This window comes from Pseudomonas sp. B21-010 (assembly GCF_024749325.1).
Taxonomy (GTDB): Bacteria; Pseudomonadota; Gammaproteobacteria; order Pseudomonadales; family Pseudomonadaceae; genus Aquipseudomonas; species Aquipseudomonas kilonensis.
The window spans coordinates 5238633-5256191 of record NZ_CP087198.1; the positions used below are offsets into that span (position 1 = coordinate 5238633).

At 60.9% G+C, this 17559-nt stretch carries 18 protein-coding genes and 1 other RNA gene; 5 read left to right on the plus strand and 14 right to left on the minus strand.

Going from position 1 to position 17559, the window contains the following annotated elements; all coding sequences use genetic code 11:
* Positions 1-4 precede the first annotated feature (4 nt).
* The 9 genes from mraY to rsmI form a co-directional block, all read right to left on the minus strand.
* Positions 5-1087: a phospho-N-acetylmuramoyl-pentapeptide-transferase gene (mraY, locus tag LOY50_RS23245; protein ID WP_253477901.1), complete on the minus strand. Its 1083-nt coding sequence runs from the start codon at positions 1085-1087 to the stop codon at positions 5-7.
* Complete coding sequence (gene murF, locus LOY50_RS23250; RefSeq protein ID WP_258689300.1) at positions 1087-2454, minus strand: UDP-N-acetylmuramoyl-tripeptide--D-alanyl-D-alanine ligase; 1368 nt, start codon at positions 2452-2454, stop codon at positions 1087-1089. Before murF ends, mraY begins: the two co-directional genes overlap by 1 nt.
* A complete protein-coding gene (locus LOY50_RS23255; RefSeq protein WP_253477907.1) occupies positions 2447-3910 on the minus strand; it encodes a UDP-N-acetylmuramoyl-L-alanyl-D-glutamate--2,6-diaminopimelate ligase in 1464 nt (487 codons plus the stop codon). Before LOY50_RS23255 ends, murF begins: the two co-directional genes overlap by 8 nt.
* The gene (locus LOY50_RS23260) at positions 3910-5649 is read right to left on the minus strand and encodes a penicillin-binding protein 2 (protein ID WP_258691268.1); all 1740 of its coding nucleotides are present in this window, start codon (positions 5647-5649) and stop codon (positions 3910-3912) included. Before LOY50_RS23260 ends, LOY50_RS23255 begins: the two co-directional genes overlap by 1 nt.
* Entirely contained in the window at positions 5649-5942 is a 294-nt protein-coding gene (gene ftsL, locus LOY50_RS23265; RefSeq protein WP_072348519.1) for a cell division protein FtsL, read from the minus strand. Before ftsL ends, LOY50_RS23260 begins: the two co-directional genes overlap by 1 nt.
* Positions 5939-6886, minus strand: coding sequence for a 16S rRNA (cytosine(1402)-N(4))-methyltransferase RsmH (gene rsmH / locus LOY50_RS23270; RefSeq protein WP_003205354.1), 948 nt, complete (start codon positions 6884-6886; stop codon positions 5939-5941). The genes ftsL and rsmH overlap by 4 nt, the downstream gene beginning before the upstream one ends.
* On the minus strand, positions 6883-7338 hold the full coding sequence (mraZ, locus tag LOY50_RS23275) for a division/cell wall cluster transcriptional repressor MraZ (protein WP_003205355.1): 456 nt from the start codon (positions 7336-7338) through the stop codon (positions 6883-6885). The genes rsmH and mraZ overlap by 4 nt, the downstream gene beginning before the upstream one ends.
* A 309-nt stretch (positions 7339-7647) precedes the next feature.
* An RNA gene (gene rnpB, locus LOY50_RS23280) (RNase P RNA component class A) lies at positions 7648-8001 on the minus strand.
* A 74-nt stretch (positions 8002-8075) separates the two neighbouring features.
* Positions 8076-8981 carry a 16S rRNA (cytidine(1402)-2'-O)-methyltransferase gene (gene rsmI, locus LOY50_RS23285; protein ID WP_253477910.1) on the minus strand — a complete coding sequence of 302 codons (906 nt, stop codon included), beginning with the start codon at positions 8979-8981 and terminating at the stop codon, positions 8076-8078.
* 255 nt (positions 8982-9236) lie between these two features.
* Here rsmI and LOY50_RS23290 point away from each other — a divergent pair, with 255 nt between their 5' ends.
* The 5 genes from LOY50_RS23290 to LOY50_RS23310 all read left to right on the plus strand — a co-directional run bounded on the left by LOY50_RS23290 (position 9237) and on the right by LOY50_RS23310 (position 13050).
* A complete protein-coding gene (locus LOY50_RS23290) occupies positions 9237-11048 on the plus strand; it encodes a penicillin-binding protein activator (RefSeq protein ID WP_214512355.1) in 1812 nt (603 codons plus the stop codon).
* Positions 11048-11410 (plus strand): YraN family protein, encoded by a 363-nt coding sequence (locus LOY50_RS23295; protein ID WP_058545587.1) that lies wholly within the window; start codon positions 11048-11050, stop codon positions 11408-11410. The genes LOY50_RS23290 and LOY50_RS23295 overlap by 1 nt, the downstream gene beginning before the upstream one ends.
* Before the next feature lie 102 nt (positions 11411-11512).
* The gene (locus LOY50_RS23300) at positions 11513-12106 is read left to right on the plus strand and encodes a phosphoheptose isomerase (RefSeq protein ID WP_007904374.1); all 594 of its coding nucleotides are present in this window, start codon (positions 11513-11515) and stop codon (positions 12104-12106) included.
* The gene (locus LOY50_RS23305) at positions 12103-12681 is read left to right on the plus strand and encodes a BON domain-containing protein (RefSeq protein ID WP_003178201.1); all 579 of its coding nucleotides are present in this window, start codon (positions 12103-12105) and stop codon (positions 12679-12681) included. Before LOY50_RS23300 ends, LOY50_RS23305 begins: the two co-directional genes overlap by 4 nt.
* A gap of 201 nt (positions 12682-12882) precedes the next feature.
* Positions 12883-13050: a nucleoid-structuring protein H-NS gene (locus LOY50_RS23310; RefSeq protein WP_258691287.1), complete on the plus strand. Its 168-nt coding sequence runs from the start codon at positions 12883-12885 to the stop codon at positions 13048-13050.
* 688 nt (positions 13051-13738) lie between these two features.
* On the opposite strand, the gene LOY50_RS23315 is transcribed toward LOY50_RS23310, so the two are convergent.
* The 5 genes from LOY50_RS23315 to petA form a co-directional block, all read right to left on the minus strand.
* Positions 13739-14152, minus strand: a complete 414-nt coding sequence (locus LOY50_RS23315; RefSeq protein ID WP_018604290.1) for a ClpXP protease specificity-enhancing factor — start codon at positions 14150-14152, stop codon at positions 13739-13741.
* A 16-nt stretch (positions 14153-14168) separates the two neighbouring features.
* Positions 14169-14786, minus strand: a complete 618-nt coding sequence (locus LOY50_RS23320; RefSeq protein WP_003178195.1) for a glutathione S-transferase N-terminal domain-containing protein — start codon at positions 14784-14786, stop codon at positions 14169-14171.
* Between the two features lie 148 nt (positions 14787-14934).
* Positions 14935-15717 (minus strand): cytochrome c1, encoded by a 783-nt coding sequence (locus tag LOY50_RS23325; protein ID WP_253477913.1) that lies wholly within the window; start codon positions 15715-15717, stop codon positions 14935-14937.
* Positions 15717-16928, minus strand: coding sequence for a cytochrome bc complex cytochrome b subunit (locus tag LOY50_RS23330; protein WP_003205362.1), 1212 nt, complete (start codon positions 16926-16928; stop codon positions 15717-15719). Before LOY50_RS23330 ends, LOY50_RS23325 begins: the two co-directional genes overlap by 1 nt.
* Positions 16928-17521 carry a ubiquinol-cytochrome c reductase iron-sulfur subunit gene (gene petA, locus LOY50_RS23335; protein ID WP_003205363.1) on the minus strand — a complete coding sequence of 198 codons (594 nt, stop codon included), beginning with the start codon at positions 17519-17521 and terminating at the stop codon, positions 16928-16930. The genes LOY50_RS23330 and petA overlap by 1 nt, the downstream gene beginning before the upstream one ends.
* Positions 17522-17559 lie beyond the last annotated feature (38 nt).

Below are 17559 nucleotides of genomic sequence, written 5' to 3' on the forward strand. Positions count from 1 at the left end.
CGTTCTACCTCAGCTTCAGGGTGGCAAGGCCGATCAGCACCAGAATCACAGTGATGATCCAGAAACGGACGATCACACGCGGCTCGGGCCAGCCCTTGAGTTCAAAGTGGTGGTGGATCGGCGCCATGCGGAATACGCGGCGGCCGGTCAATTTAAAGGAAGCAACCTGAATGACGACTGACAGGGTCTCCATCACGAACACACCGCCCATGATGAACAGGACGATTTCCTGGCGAACGATGACGGCGATGGTACCCAGGGCCGCGCCCAGCGCCAGCGCGCCGACGTCGCCCATGAAGACTTGCGCCGGGTAGGTGTTGAACCACAGGAAGCCCAGGCCGGCACCGATCAGCGCTCCGCAGAACACGATCAGCTCGCCCGCCCCTGGCACATAGGGGATCAACAGGTATTCAGCGAATTTCACGTTACCCGACAGGTAGCAGAAAATCCCCAGGGCGCCGCCGACCATGACCGTGGGCATGATCGCCAGGCCATCGAGGCCGTCGGTAAGGTTGACCGCGTTGCTCGAACCGACGATCACCAGGTAGGTCAGCACGATGAAACCTGCGCCCAGTGGGATGCTGTAGTCCTTGAGCATCGGCAGGATCAGGGTGGTCTCCACCGGCGAAGCGGCGGTCATATAAAGGAAGATCGCCGCGCCGAGGCCGAACACCGACTGCCAGAAATACTTCCAGCGGCTTGGCAGCCCACGGGAGTTCTTCTCGATGACCTTGCGGTAGTCGTCGACCCAGCCGATGGCGCCGAAGAGCAGGGTCACCAGCAGCACGACCCAGACATACCGGTTCGCCAGGTCGGCCCAGAGCAGGGTGCTGATGCCGATGGACGACAGGATCAGCGCGCCGCCCATGGTCGGGGTGCCGGATTTGGACAGGTGCGATTGCGGGCCATCGTTACGAACCGACTGGCCGATTTGCAGGTTCTGCAGGGTGCGGATCATCCACGGGCCCAGGAACAGCGACAACGACAGCGCGGTCAGCACACCCAGGATCCCGCGCAGGGTCAGGTACTGGAAGACCGCGAAGCCTTTGTAGAACTGTTGCAGGTACTCCGCTAGCAGCAGCAGCATTAATGTTTCTCCGTGGAGGCGCCGCACAGTGCCGCGACGATGTTTTCCATCGCTGCGCTGCGTGAGCCCTTGATCAATAAGGTGGTGTTCGGATCCTGCTCGGCGACCAGGGCCTGGATCAGTTCGGCCTGAGTGGTGAAATGCCGTGCGTGTTCGCCAAACGCGGCGACTGCATGGGCCATCATCGGACCGACCGCATACAGCGCGTCGACCTTGCCGCGCGCATAGGCACCGACATCGTGATGCCCCTGTTGCGCCCACTCGCCCAGCTCACCGATATCCCCCAGCACCAATACGGTACGGCCGGAGAAACCGGCGAGGATATCCACAGCCGCGCACATGGACGACGGGTTGGCGTTATAGGTGTCGTCGATCACGCGCATGCCATTGCTGGTCAGTTGCGCAACTGAGCGCCCCTTGACCGGCTGCACGGCGTTCAGCCCGGCGACAATGCCCGGCAGCGACACGCCCAGCGCATGGGCGGCAGCCGCCGCGGCCAGGGCGTTGGCAACGTTATGAGTGCCGAGCAGGTTCAACTGCACCCGCTCGGCGCCATCCGGGCTGTGCAAGTTGAAGGCCGGGCAACCACGAGCGTCGCGGTCCAGGTCGCTGGCGTAGAAATTCGCGGCGAGATTGCTCAGGGCAAAGGTCAGCACCTTGCGCTCGCCCGCCCGGGTCTTCCAGATTTCGAAGGCCTTGTCGTCGAGATTCAGCACGGCGACGCCATCGGCATCCAGCCCCTCGATGATCTCGCCCTTGGCCTCGACGATTTTTTCCGGGCCGCCGAACTCGCCGACGTGGGCAGTCCCGGCGTTGTTGAGCACCGCCACATGAGGCTTGGTCATGCCCACGGTGTAGGCAATCTCGCCGAGCCGCGAAGCGCCCAGCTCGATGACGGCGGCGCTGTGTTCCGGCGCCAGCTCCAGCAGGGTCAGCGGCACACCAAGGTCATTGTTCAGATTGCCGCGAGTCGCCAGTACCGGACCGCGGGTGCGCAGGATGCTGGCCAGCATTTCCTTGACCGTGGTCTTGCCGCTGGAGCCGGTGATGGCCGCGACCGGGTTGCCAAACGCCGCGCGGTTCAGCGCACCGAGCTGGCCCAGGGCCTGGCGGGTGTCGTTGACGAGTAATTGCGGCAGCGTGCTGTTGGTCACTTCGCGCTCGACCAGGGCCGCGACCGCACCTTTGCCCGCGACTTCGTTCAAGTAATCGTGACCATCGAAACGTGGCCCAGCCAGGGCGACGAACAATTGCCCCGGCGCGATCGCCCGGCTGTCGATGCTGACGCCGTTGAAGGTGGCGTCCGCAGCGATGAGGCGCGCATTCAGGGCGTTGGTCAGTTCGCTGAGCTTCAGGGCCTTAAGCATGGGCCACCTCCCATGCGGTCAGGGCATGATCGGCTTCCACCAGGTCGGAGAACGCATGGCGTTCGCCGTTGATTTCCTGATAGTCCTCGTGGCCCTTGCCGGCCAGGACAACGACATCGTCCGCCGAGGCGCTGGCGATCAATTGGGCAATGGCCTGGCCGCGACCAGCCACGAAGGTGACGTTATCCACAGCCGCAAAACCGGCGCGGATGTCGTCGAAAATCCGCTGCGGGTCTTCGCTGCGTGGGTTGTCGTCGGTGACCAGCACGCCGTCTGCCAGCCGCTCCACCACTTCGGCCATCAACGGGCGTTTGCCGCGATCGCGATCGCCACCGCAGCCGAACAGGCACAGCAACTTGCCCTTGGCGTGAGGACGCAGGGCCGTGAGAACTTTTTCCAACGCGTCGGGGGTATGGGCGTAATCGACCACAACCAGTGGTTGAGTCCCACCGCCCAAACGCTGCATGCGACCGGCCGGGCCCTCGAGCTTCGGCAAGACCTTGAGAATTTCGTCCAGCGCGTAGTCCAGGCCGAGCAAGGCGCCGATGGCCGCCAATACGTTGCTCAGGTTGAAGCGGCCGAGCAAAGTGCTGCGCAAATGGTGCTCGCCCTGGGGCGTGACCAAGGTGGCGCGCACGCCTTCGTCATTGAATTGCGCCTGGCGTACATAAAGGTAGGCGCTGGCATCTTCCAGGCTGTAGGTGATCAATCGCGATTCGCGCTTTTCGGCAGCCAGTTGCCGACCGAATTCGTCATCGAGGTTGATGACCCGGCACTTCAGGTCATTCCAGGCAAACAGCTTGGCCTTGGCTTCACCGTAGGCCTGCATGGTGCCGTGGTAATCCAGGTGATCCCGGGACAGGTTGGTCAGCACCGCGACATCGAACGCCAGCGCGGTCACACGGCCCTGGTCCAAACCATGGGAAGAGACTTCCATCGCCACGGCCTTGGCACCAGCCTTTTTCAGGTCAGCCAGGGTCGCTTGCACGGCAATCGGGTTCGGCGTGGTGTGCAGGCCGCTTTCCAGCGCGCCATGGAAGCCGTTGCCCAGGGTCCCGACAATGCCGCAGTGCTGGCCGAGCAGGTCGAGGGCCTGGGCCACCAGTTGGGTCACGCTGGTCTTGCCGTTGGTACCGGTCACGCCCACCAGGTTCAGGTGACGGCTCGGTTCGCCATAGAAACGCCCGGCGATGTCCGACAGCTGCGCTGCCAGGCCCTTGACTGGAATCAGCGGAACATCGGTGATCGGCAGCACAGTCGCGCCTTGCACTTCATAAGCCACGGCAGCCGCGCCACGCTTCAGGGCATCGGCGATGTGGGCACGGCCATCGAAACGGGCACCCGGCACCGCCAGGAACAAATCCCCGGCGCGGACATTGCGGCTGTCCAGGGCCAGCTCACGAATCAGCAGATCGTGACCGGCGTGGGCAAAAATCTTGTTCAGGCTCAGGGACATCAGCCACGCCCTCCATCGGCTTTCAAGGGAACGACCGGCGCGGTATTGGCCTGCTGGGTCGGCGGCAGGTTATCCGGGGTAATGTTCATCAGGCGCAGGGTGCCGGACATCACTTTGCTGAACACCGGCGCCGAGACCAGGCCACCGAAGTAGCCCGCCTTGCTTGGTTCGTCGATGACCACGACGATGGCGTAGCGCGGGTCGCTCATCGGGCCGAAGCCGGCAAACAGCGAACGGTAGGAATTCTCGGCATAGCCTTTGGTGCCCACGGAGGTTTTACGGGCCGTACCCGATTTGCCTGCCACGTGATAGGCCGGCACCTGGGCACGATAGACACCGCGCGGCGCCTCGATCACCTGTTGCAGCATGCCCTGCATGGTCTTGGCGACATTCTCCGGGATCACCTGGGTGGTCTGCGGCGCCTTGTCGGTCTTGATCAGGGTCAGTGGTGCGATACGGCCATTGTTGGCCAGCGCGGAGAACGCGTGGACCAGTTGGATCGCCGTCACGGAAACACCGTAACCGTAGGACAACGTAGCCGTTTCAGCCTTGCGCCAATCCCGGTAGTTCGGCAGGTTGCCGACACGCTCGCCCGGGAAGCCCAGGCCGGTGTCCTGGCCGAGGCCGATTTTCTGGGCCAGGCGATAAATCGTCTCGCCGCCGATATCGAAGGCGATCTTGCTCATGCCCACGTTACTGGAGTTGATCAGGATGCCGGTCAGGTCGAGCACCGGGCCCTCGGTCTTGGACACGTCACGAATGGTGTACTTGCCGATCTGCAGGGTGCCCGGGTACACCTCGACGGTGTCGCTCGGTTTCCAGCGCCCGGTTTCCAGGGCAGCGGCCATGGACACGGCTTTCATAGTCGAACCGGGCTCGAACACGTCGATCATCGCGCGGTTGCGCATCATCGCCGGTTGCAGGTTGCGACGGTTGTTCGGGTTGTAGGTCGGCTGGTTGACCATCGCCAGGATCTCGCCGGTCTTCACGTCCATGATTACCAGGCTGCCGGCCTTGGCACCGTTCTCGACGATGGCATTGCGCAGCTCGCGGTTGGCCAGGTATTGCAGGCGCAGGTCAATGGACAACGCCAAGGGCTTGCCGGCCTTGGCGTTTTTGGTGACTTGGACATCCTTGATCAGCCTGCCGCGCCGGTCCTTGATGACCTGGCGCTTACCGGCGACCCCGGCGAGCCATTCGTCATAGGCCAGTTCGACACCTTCCCGCCCTCGGTCATCAATGTCGGTAAACCCGACCATATGGGCCGTGACTTCACCGGCCGGGTAGAAACGCCGGAACTCTTCGATGCCATAGACACCAGGTACTTTCAGGTCGAGCACGCTCTGGCCCTGTTCGGGCGTCAACCCGCGCACCAGATAGATGAACTCCTTGTTGGCCTGGGCTTCGAGGCGCTCGGCCAGGGCCTTGGGATCCTGCCCGAGGGCAGCGGCCAGTGCTGGCCATTTTTCCTTGGCCAGCTGCATTTCCTTGGCGTTGGCCCACAAGGTGGTCACCGGGGTGCTCACGGCCAGGGGTTCGCCATTGCGGTCGGTGATCAGGCCACGGTGAGCCGGGATCGGAATATGCCGCACACTGCGCGCATCGCCCTGCCCCTTGAGGAAATCACGGTCGACGACTTGCAGGTCGATGATGCGCCACGAAATCGCCGCCACCATGATCCCGAGCAAGCCCAGGACCAGACGAAACCGCCACGGGAACAGCGCCCCTTCGAGTTTCATCATGGCGCCACCATCTGCACTTCGGCAGCGCCGGGAATGCGCATTTTCAGCTGCTCGGTGGCCAACACTTCGATACGACTATGGGCGGTCCAGGTGCTCTGCTCCAGGATCAACCGGCCCCACTCGGCCTGCGCCTTGTCCCGCACGCTCAGCTCGTTGTAAAGGGAATTGAGAAGCTGCCGGTTCCAGTGCGCGCTATAGGACACGGCGATGGCCGACACGAGCACGCCGATAAACAGCAGCAGCATGAAAAAGCTGCCGCCGGGCAGTGGCTTGGCGAAGAGCTTGCTCACCGCAACTTCTCCGCAACACGCATGACGGCGCTACGGGCGCGCGGGTTGGCCTTGAGTTCAGCCTCGGAGGCGAACTGCGCTTTGCCATGGATCTTGATTTTTGGCACGAAGGCTTCGAAACGCACCGGCAGGTTGCGCGGCAGGTTATCGGCTTCGCCTTTGGTGAGTTTGCGCATGAACAGCTTGACGATGCGGTCTTCCAGGGAATGGAAGCTGATCACCACCAGCCGACCGCCGATCTCCAGCGCTTCAAGAGCCGCTTCAAGACCGACTTCCAGATCGCCCAGCTCGTTATTGACGTGGATGCGCAAGCCCTGGAACGCGCGGGTCGCCGGGTTCTTGCCCTTTTCCCAGGCCGGATTGGCAACTTTCAGCACCTCGGCCAGGTCGCCGGTGCGCTCGAACGGCTTGATGTCGCGCCGCTCGACCACGGCACGGGCCATGCGGCCGGAGAAACGCTCTTCACCGTATTCCTTGAAGACACGGGCGATTTCTTCCACCGGGGCGGTATTGACGAATTCGGCGGCACTGATGCCACGGGACGGGTCCATACGCATGTCCAGCGGACCGTCATTGAGGAAGCTGAAGCCGCGCTCCGGGTCGTCCAGTTGTGGCGAAGACACGCCCAGGTCGAGCAGCACACCACTGACCTTGCCGGCCAGGCCACGCTCGGCGACTTCCGAAGCCAGCTCGGCAAAGCTGCGTTGCACAATGACAAAGCGGCCGTCTTCGGCCGCCAGCGCTTGCCCGGTGGCAATCGCTTGAGGATCCTTGTCGAATCCCAGCAACCGGCCACCCGGACCGAGCTTGCTGAGAATCAACCGGCTGTGTCCGCCACGCCCGAATGTGCCGTCCAGATAGCAGCCATCAGGACGTACGGCGAGAGCCTCGACGGCTTCGTCAAGCAGTACGGTGATGTGGTTAAAGCCGCTATCAATAGTCACAGGATCAAATCACGCAGTTCATCAGGCATGGCGCCCGGTTGTTGAATAGCAGCGAGGTCGGCGGCAGAAACCGCATTCCAGGCATCTTCGTCCCACAGTTGGAACTTGTTCAGTTGGCCCACCAGCATCGCGCGCTTGTCCAGCTTGGCGTACTCGCGCAGGCGCGGTGGAACCAGGAAACGACCACTGCCATCGAGTTCGAGGTCGACGGCATTACCGATCAGCAAGCGTTGCAAACGGCGGTTTTCTTCCCGTAGCGAAGGCAGTGCGCGCAGTTTGGTTTCGATGATTTCCCACTCATCAAGAGGGTAAACACACAAACATGGGTCAACGGCGTCGATCGTGACGATTAACTGCCCCGAACTTCGCGAAACGAGCTCGTCACGATACCGGCTCGGCATAGCGAGACGGCCTTTTGCATCGAGACTGATAGCGTTAGCTCCGCGAAACACGTCTGCGTTTCTCCACTTTTTGGCGTTTTACCTTCAAAAAAACCCACTTCATGCCACTTTCCGCCACTTGCGCACACTATAGGAATGCGCCCACCGCACCGTCAAGGCGCGGATTGAAGGAAAAGCCTTATAGATCGGAGATTTAGGAGCGTTTCAGGAGGGGTAACAAGAATCTGACGTAGGAATTTTCGCCTCAACCCGAATGAGCACAGGCGGCTGCGCGCACAAGTTAAAGTGATTTATTAAGAGTAAGATTTTTTTGGTATTAGGAACTGCGTCTGCCAGTGATTCCGGCAGGGAGGGAAAAAGGTGGAGAGTCGATCTGTAAGCCGGGTTCTGTCTTGAACAGTCATTCGTCTACGATGGCCATCACTGGACATCTTTAGCAACCTACCCGGTCCCAGCGCGGGCCACGCCTTGGGACCCTATTTGGTCTTGCTCCAAGTGGGGTTTACCTAGCCACGAACTGTTGCCAGCCGTGCGGTGCGCTCTTACCGCACCTTTTCACCCTTACCGGCGCCGAAGCGCTTAGGCGGTTATTTTCTGTGGCACTTTCCGTAGGCTCACGCCTCCCAGGCATTACCTGGCACTTCGCCCTATGGAGCCCGGACTTTCCTCCCCCCCCTAATTCTCATAGAGGGCAGCGACTGTCCGATCGACTCTCCACCGCGAAGGTTAACGGTAGAGCGCTTGAAGAACAAGCGCTAAAAGCCTTGGGCCAGACCCTCACCTTGGTTTCACTGGCCTTTCTGTTTTTCCAGTGCGACCTGGTACAGCACATTCTTGCGCTCGCCAGTGATTTGCGCCGCAAGGGCCGCGGCACGCTTGAGCGGCATTTCCTCGAGTAGCAGGTCCAGGACGCGCATCGCTTCGCTGCTGACAGCGTCTTCACTTTCCGGGGCTGTCCATCCGGCCACCAGGACGACACACTCGCCGCGCTGCTGGTTGCTGTCGCCTTCGACGAAGGCTCGCAGCTCCGCCAACGGCAACCCCTTGAGGGTTTCGAAGGTCTTGGTCAACTCACGAGCCAGCAGCGCCGGGCGCTCGGCGCCGAACACCAGTTCCATGTCCTGCAGGCATTCCAGAATGCGGTGCGGCGCCTCATAGAAGATCAGCGTGCGCGGTTCTTCCTTTATAGCTTCCAGGCGCGCCCGTCGCCCCACCGCCTTGGCCGGCAGGAAACCTTCGAAGATGAAACGGTCCGACGGCAGGCCCGCCGCCGACAGCGCCGCGATCAATGCACAAGCGCCCGGCACCGGCACCACGCTGATGCCCGCCGCCCGAGCCTGACGCACCAGATGATAGCCAGGATCGGAAATCAGTGGCGTACCGGCATCGGAAATCAGCGCGACGTTATCGCCCGCCAGCAGCCGGGTAATGAAACGACTGCCTTCATCCCGTTCATTGTGTTCGTGACAGGCCGCCAACGGCGTGGAAATGCCAAAATGCTGCAGCAGGCGCTGGGAGTGGCGCGTGTCCTCAGCTGCGATCAGTGCAACTTCCTGCAGGATTTTCAGCGCCCGGGCACTGATATCGTCCAGGTTGCCGATGGGCGTCGCCACCACATAAAGCGAGCCGGCAGCGGAATTCAAAGCACCTGGAGCAGTCAAGACACATACCTCATGATCGGTAAAAACCGCCATTGTAGCGTGTAGCGGCCGTCTCGGCTGTTCGCGGTAACGGGTAACCCGAGGCAATGTCGCTCACTGGAAGGTTACACAAGCCCTTGTGGCGAGGGAGCCTGCTCCCTCGCCACGGAGGTCAATATCCCCGTCTTTTGTGGTGCACCGCACTCTTTGAAATACCTAAATTGATCGATTCACACCACTAACATCGCGCCCCGGCCAGCGCTTGGGTACAATTCGACGCTAATTTGATCTCGTATCAGGAACACTTACATGATCGCTTGCCTGCGGCTGCTCTCCGCCCTCTGCCTCGCTGCCCTCCTGGCGGCCTGCGCCAGCTCGCCCTCGTCCAGCCTTGGCGAACTTCCACGCACCCCGGATGCCAGTATCGAGCAGTTGCTCGAACAGGCCACTCAAAGCAAAAATCCGGAAAAAGCCGCCCTGCTGCGCCTGAGCGCTGCCGACCTGGCCTACCGCCAGGGCAATGCCGGCCAATCCGCACAGATCCTGCAACAAGTGCCGATGGAACAACTCAAGCCCGGCCAGCAGATTTTTGCCAGCACGCTGTCGGCCGAACTGGCGATGACCCGCAACCAGCCCAAGGCGGCACTGACCGCCCTGGGCCACCCAAGCCTGCAACACCTGAGCGAAATGCCGGTGGAACAGCAGGTTCGCACCGGTACCGTCCGCGCCCGCGCCCTGGAGGCCGATGGCCAGACCCTGGCCGCCGCCAAGGAGCGCATTTTCATCGCACCCCTGCTGGAAAACGACGCTGCGGCAAAGAACCACGAAGCCATCTGGTCGTTGATCGCCTCGCTGCCCACCGACCAGTTGCAGCCAAGCTCCAACGACGACCTTGGCGGCTGGCTGAGCCTGGCCCAGGCCGTCAAGACCGCCGGCACCCTGGAACAACAGCAGGCGGCGATCGACCACTGGCGCGAACAGAACCCCAAGCACCCCGCCGCCCTGCAACTGCCGACACCCCTGGTCAAGCTCAAGGAACTGGCGAGCCAGCCGCTGAGCAAGATCGCCCTGCTGCTGCCACAAAATGGCCAGCTGGCTGCGGTTGCCAAGGCCTTGCGTGAGGGCTTCATGGCCGCGCACTACCAGGCCCAGCAGGCCGGTCAGAAGCCGCCAAGCATCCAGTTCTATGACAGCTCCAGCCTGACCTCCATGGACGAGTTCTATCGCAAGGCCCAGGCCGACGGCGTGCAGCTGGTAGTCGGACCGCTGGAAAAACCACTGGTCAAGCAGATCAGCACCCGCCCGCAACTGCCGATCACCACCCTGGCGCTGAACTACAGCGAAGGCGAACAAGGGCCACCGCAACTGTTCCAGTTCGGCCTGGCCCCCGAGGATGAAGCCCGCGAAGTCTCCCGTCGCGCCCGCGCCGACGGCCTGCATCGTGCCGCCGCCATGGTACCGAAGGGTGAATGGGGCGATCGTGTCCTGAAAGCCTTCAGCCAGGACTGGCAGGCCAATGGCGGCACCATCATCGCAATCGAACGGGTCGACCAGCCGGTGCAACTGGCCCAGCAGATCGCCGACATGTTCCAACTGCGCCAGAGCGAAGGTCGCGCCAAGAGCCTGCAAAGCACCGTTGGCACCACGGTCGCAGCCCAGCCGTCCCGTCGCCAGGACATCGAATTCATCTTCCTGGCCTCGACGCCCCAACAGGCCCAACAGATCAAGCCCACCCTGAACTTCCAGTACGCAGGTGATGTGCCGGTCTACGCGACGTCTTCAGTGTTCAGCGCCAGCGGTGACCAGAACCAGTACAACGACATGAGCGGTATCCGCTTCTGCGAGACCCCGTGGCTGCTCGACGCCAATGACCCGCTGCGCAAGCAGGTCACCGCCCAGTGGCCCCAGGCAGGCGGCAGCCTGGGCCGGTTGTACGCGATGGGTGTAGACGCCTATCGCCTGGCACCGCGCCTGGGCCAGCTCAAGACGCTGCCGGACAGCCGCATCGAAGGCCTGTCGGGCAGCCTGGCAGTGTCTCCAACCCAGCGCGTACAGCGTCAACTGCCTTGGGCCGAGTTCGTCAACGGCCAGGTGCAGCGCCTGCCGGATACCCAGCGCTGATGCCCGACCGATCACGCCAGCAAAGCGGACGGGATGCCGAGGGCCAGGCCCTCGCGCATCTCCAGCAACAAGGCCTGCGGCTGGTGGCGCAGAACTGGTTGTGTAAACGCGGCGAGCTTGATCTGGTCATGCTTGACGGCGATACAGTAGTATTCGTCGAAGTCCGCTACAGAAAAAATACTCAATGGGGTGGCGCGCTCGACAGCATTGACGAGCGCAAGCGCCAGAAGCTGGTTTTTGCCGCGCAGTATTTTCTGCAAAGCGAGCCTCGCTGGGCCGATCATCCCTGCCGCTTCGACGTGGTTGCCATCGACAGCAACGCCGCCCAATTGAACTGGCTGCAGAACGCCTTCGACAGTTGAGCGCCCATGCCGAGCCGGACACCTTCACCTAACTTTTTTGCTCTTTGCTTTGCGCGCCGCACATGTTTGTGCCGATAAGCCGCGCTACTTAAGGTCACACAGATGGACATGCAATCGCGAATTCGCCAGCTTTTTCAGGCCAGTATCGACACCAAGCAACAGGCGATGGACGTACTTGCACCGCACATCGAGCAAGCCAGCCAAGTGATGGTCAACGCCCTGCTCAACGAGGGCAAGATGCTTTCGTGCGGCAATGGCGGTTCGGCCGGCGACGCCCAGCACTTCTCCTCGGAGCTGCTCAACCGCTTCGAGCGCGAACGCCCGAGCCTGCCGGCGATCGCCCTGACCACCGACAGCTCGACGATCACCTCGATCGCCAACGACTACAGCTACAACGAAATATTCTCCAAACAGATCCGCGCCCTGGGCCAACCCGGCGATGTACTGCTGGCGATTTCCACCAGCGGCAACTCGGCCAATATTATTCAAGCGATCCAGGCCGCACATGATCGCGAAATGATTGTCGTAGCATTGACGGGTCGTGACGGCGGCGGCATGGCGTCCCTGCTATTGCCAGAAGACGTTGAGATCCGCGTACCGGCCAATGTCACCGCACGTATCCAGGAAGTCCACCTGCTGGCGATCCACTGCCTTTGCGACTTGATCGACAGCCAACTGTTCGGGAGTGAAGAATGACCCCTAATCGCCTAGGCCTTCTGGCCCTGACCCTGTGCCTCGGCATCAGCGGCTGCACATCGGTGGTTAACGCCAGCCGGGAAAAGCCGATTGAAGATGACCGCGGCACCCGCACCTTCGGCAGCAAGATCGACGACTCCCTGATTGAAACCAAGGTAGGCGTGAACATCGCCAAGGCCGACCCGGATCTGGACAACAACTCGCACATCGTCGTCACCAGCTTCAATGGCGTCGTACTGCTGGCCGGCCAGACCCCGCGCGCCGACCTCAAGGCCAAGGCCGAACAGGAAGCCAGCGCTGTGCAACGGGTCAAGACTGTGCATAACGAACTGCAGGTCCTGCAACCCTCCTCGCTGCTGGCGCGCCAGAACGACGCCTGGCTGACCACCAAGATCAAGACCCAGATGCTCACCGACGCCAGCATTCCCGGCTCGCGTATCAAGGTTGTGACTGAGAATGGCATCGTCTATTTGCTGGGGTTGTTGACCAAGAAAGAGGCTGCGCAGGCGACCAACCTGGTGCAGGGTGTGTCTGGGGTGCAGAAAATCGTCAAGTTGTTTGAGTATATTGACTGATACTGAACTTCAGCTGCTCAAGAAAAACGGCGCTTCTTCCGAGATGGAAAGCGCCGTTTTTTTTGGAGGGCTCGGCGTGTATATCCATTGCTGCGGTAACGGCGGCTTAGGGTTCCGCTCTTACAGCGGGTCACTTTCGAAAAGCGCAAAAGTAAGCAAAACGCTCCTGCCCCACCACTCGGTGCCTCGCCTAGGCTCGGCATGCCTGAACGAAGGCATTGCTCCGTGGGCCGCCGCGAAGGGCCATCCATGGCCCAGCGCGGCTATCCCGGCATCCATGCCGGGTTACCCACTCCACAACACCTCCGTTCAGCCAGCGTGGTTAACGGGGCGCCCGAGATCAACGGCCACCGCGAGGCGGCCTGGTAGCCGACCTGGTTCTGGGTGATCGCGTTTCTCCTGTGGGAGCGAGCTTGCTCGCGATGGCGGTGGTTCAGTCACATGGATGCTGGGGCTGCTGGCCCCTTCGCGAGCAAGCTCGCTCCCACAGAGGGGCGGTGCTGGGCATAAGTTTTGTGCCCACTGAAGATCGAAAATGTGGGAGCGAGCCTGCTCGCGATGGCGGTGGTTCAGTCAGTATTAATGCTGCCTGACAGACCGCTATCGCGAGCAAGCTTTGCTCCCACAGATCTAACGGATGTACGACCGGGAGAGTCAGGTCGGCTGTTAGGCCGCCTCGCGGTGGACGTTGATCTCGGCGCCCCGTTAACCACGCTGGCCGAACGCAGGCATTGTGGAGTGGGCATCCCGGCATGGATGCCGAGATAGCCGCGCTGGGCCATGGATGGCCCTTCGCGGCGGGCCCACGGAGCAATGCCGGAGTGAGGGCATGCCGAGCCTAGGCGAGGCACCAAGTGGTGGGGCAAAAGCGCTTTGGTTACTTTCGCGCTTTTCGAAAGTGACCCGCCGTCAGGGCGGAACCCAAAGCGGCCGTTACCGCAGCAACGGATATACACACCAACCATGACACAAAAAAAATGCCCACATCTCACGACACGGGCATTTTCTTAACCAAGTCACCAAGCTTTCAAACAGCCTGTATCTGGCACAGATCTACCTACTTCACCACTTTCAGACTAGGCCGACCGCTAGGACGCGGCGGCTCGTCATCCGGTGGCGGCAAGTCATCATCCGGCTCGAACTCTTCTTCGCCATCAATCGGCGCTTCCAGCTCAAACACCATGCCCTGGCCATTCTCCCGAGCATAAATCCCCAGGATCGCAGCAATAGGCACGTACAAAGTGTGCGGCACGCCACCGAAGCGCCCTTCGAAGCTGACAGCGTCGTTATCCATGTGCAGGTGACGCACTGCGGCTGGCGACACGTTCAAGACAATTTGCCCGTCATTGGCAAAACCCTGCGGCACCTGCACCGACGGAAACTCGGCGTTGACCAGCATGTGCGGGGTGCAATCGTTGTCCACAATCCACTCGTAGAGCGCGCGGACCAGATAAGGTCGACTGGAGTTCATAGCGGCTCCCTAAGCCTTAGCGCATGTCACGTTCGACGCCAGACAGACTCGCCTGGAAAGCCTCACGCGCGAATTGGCGCTCCATATAATCAAGCAGCGGCTTGGCCGGCCGCGGCAGTTCGATACCCAGAATCGGCAAACGCCAGAGTATGGGCAATAGGCAGCAATCCACCAGACTTTGTTCCTCACTGAGGAAAAACGGCTTATCGACGAACAGTGGCGATACGCCTGTCAGGCTTTCACGCAATTCCTTGCGTGCCACGACCCGCGCCGGCTCCTTGGTCCGAGAATCCAGGATCAGATCCACCAACCCGCACCAGTCACGCTGGATGCGATGGATCAGCAAACGGCTGTTGGCACGCGCGACAGGGTACACCGGCAGTAAAGGTGGATGCGGATAACGCTCATCCAGATATTCCATCACCACGGTCGACTCCCACAACGCCAGGTCACGATCGACCAGTGTGGGCAGGCTACCGTAAGGGTTCACCTCGATCAGCTTCGGCGGCTGACGGCCCGCTTCGACGTAAATGATCTCGGCGCTGACACCCTTCTCTGCCAGTACGATGCGTACCCGGTGGGAATAGTGGTCGGCGGGGTCGGAGTAACAGGCCAACCGATTGGTCACGCCCATGGCGATCCTCCTCGCTTGTTGAAATTATCGAAAAACGGAAAAACGAGCGCGCCCAGAGGGCGTCTCCCGTAACACCTGGCTGGCCAGGCTCGTTACATTAGAGACGCCCTTGGGCGCGCACGATTAACAGCAACGGCTTACAGCTTTATCAATGCACGTCTTTCCAGTATTCACGCTTGAGCAGGTAAGCGAATACGAAGAAGAACGCCAGGTACAGCAATACATAGGTACCGATGCGCTGATGCTCCAGCTTCACCGGGTTGGCCGAGTAGGCCAGGAAGGTCACAAGGTTCTTGACCTTCTCGTCGAACTGCTCCGGCGTCAGGCTGCCGGTGTTCGGCAATACAGTCAGCTGGTCGCAGGCTTCATGAGTCAAAGCGGTGCCGGTCAGCGGATCGAATTGCTTTTTGCCGCCCTCAACGATCTGAATCTGTTTGCAGCCTACCACCTGGCGCCCCTGGAGGCCGACCAGTACGTTAGGCATGCCGACGTTCGGGAAGACCTTGTTGTTCACGCCCCATGGACGTGCAGGATCTTCGTAGAACGAACGCAGGTAACCATAAAGCCAGTCAGTCCCACGCACACGAGCAACCAGGGTCAGATCCGGCGGCGCGGCGCCGAACCAGGTCTTGGCATCCGCAGGTTGCATGCCGACGGTCATGTGATCGCCCAGCTTGGCACCGGTGAACACCAGCTTCTCGAGCATCGTTTCATGAGGAATGCCCAGGTCATCGGCAACACGCTCGTAGCGCTGGAACTTGGCACTGTGGCAACCCATGCAGTAGTTCGCAAACGTACGTGCGCCGTCCTGCATGGCAGCTTTGTCGGAAACGTCGATGTCGACTTTTTCCAGCTCCGGACCACCGTGTTCAGCCGCGAAGGACAGTACAGGCATAGCAGCAAGAATCAGTACAGCAAATAGCTTTTTCATCAGCCAGTCACCCTTTCCGGAACCGGTTTGGTCTTCTCGAGCCTGGTGTAGAACGGCATCAGAATGAAGTAGGCAAAGTACAGGAAGGTGCAAACCTGCGACAGCAACGTACGCTCCGGTGTCGGGGCCAGTACGCCCAGCACGCCCAGGATCACGAACGAGATGCAGAACACCACGAGCCAGATCTTGCTCAGCCAGCCTTTGTAGCGCATCGACTTGACGGGGCTGCGGTCCAGCCACGGCAGGACGAACAGCACTGCGATGGCCGCGCCCATGGCGATAACGCCCATCAGCTTGTCCGGGATCGCCCGCAAAATCGCGTAGAACGGTGTGAAGTACCAGACCGGAGCAATGTGCTCAGGGGTCTTGAACGCGTTCGCCTGCTCGAAGTTCGGCTTCTCTAGGAAGTAACCACCCATTTCCGGGAAGAAGAACACGATGGAGCAGAAGATGAACAGGAAGACCACCACGCCGACGATATCTTTCACGGTGTAGTACGGGTGGAAGGCGATGCCATCCAGCGGTACGCCGTTCTCGTCCTTGTGCTTCTTGATGTCCACGCCATCCGGGTTGTTCGAGCCGACTTCGTGCAAGGCCAGGATGTGCAACACCACCAGGCCGAGGATCACGATCGGCAGGGCGACCACGTGCAGGGCGAAGAAGCGGTTCAGGGTAATGCCCGAGATCAGGTAGTCACCACGAATCCACTGGGTCAGGTCGTCACCGATGACCGGGATCGCACCGAACAGCGAGATGATCACCTGGGCACCCCAGTAGGACATCTGGCCCCACGGCAGCAGGTAGCCCATGAAGGCCTCGGCCATCAGCGCCAGGTAGATCAGCATGCCGAAGACCCACACCAGCTCACGAGGCTTCTGGTACGAACCGTAGAGCAGGCCACGGAACATGTGCAGGTAGACCACGATGAAGAACGCCGAAGCGCCGGTGGAGTGCAGCAGACGCAGGATCGAGCCGTACTCGACGTCGCGCATGATGTATTCGACGGAAGCAAACGCTTCTTCCGCCGACGGGGTGTAGCTCATGGTCAGCCAGACGCCGGTAACGATCTGGTTGACCAGAACGAGCAGCGCCAGGGAGCCAAAGAAATAGAAGAAGTTGAAGTTCTTCGGAGCGTAATACTTGCTGAGATGGTCTTCCCACATTTTGGTCGCGGGAAAGCGCGCATCAACCCAATCCATGAATTTGCTCATCACGCTTTCTCCGTATCGACGCCGATGACAATGATGTCGTCGGTCTCATAGGAATGCGGGGGAACTGGCAGGTTCAGAGGTGCAGGCTGCGACTTGTAGACGCGACCAGCCAGGTCGTAGTGGGAGCCGTGGCAAGGGCAGAAATAACCACCGACCCAGTCCTTGCCCAGATCGGCAGGGGCCACTTCAGGACGGAACGTTGGCGAGCAACCCAGGTGCGTACAGATCCCGATCAGCAGCAAAACCTCTGGCTTGATCGAACGCGTTTCAGGATTGACGTATTCCGGTTGGACCGAGTTCTTGGAGGACGGGTCGGACAACTGACCCTCGATCTTTTTCAGATTCCCCAGGATTTCCTCTGTACGGCGGACGATGAACACCGGCTGGCCGCGCCACTCAGCAATCATCTGCTGGCCTGGCTCGATCTTGCTGACATTCACTTTCACCGGTGCACCTGCGGCTTTCGCCTTGGCACTGGGAAACCATGACCCCACGAACGGGACCGCAGCCCCCACCGCTCCTGCAGCACCCACCACGGATGTGGCTGCTACCAGGAAGCGACGCCGGCCTGCATTCACGCCGTCATTGCTCATTCAGTCCTCTCCCATCAGCTTTGTGGCCTGTTAGATCA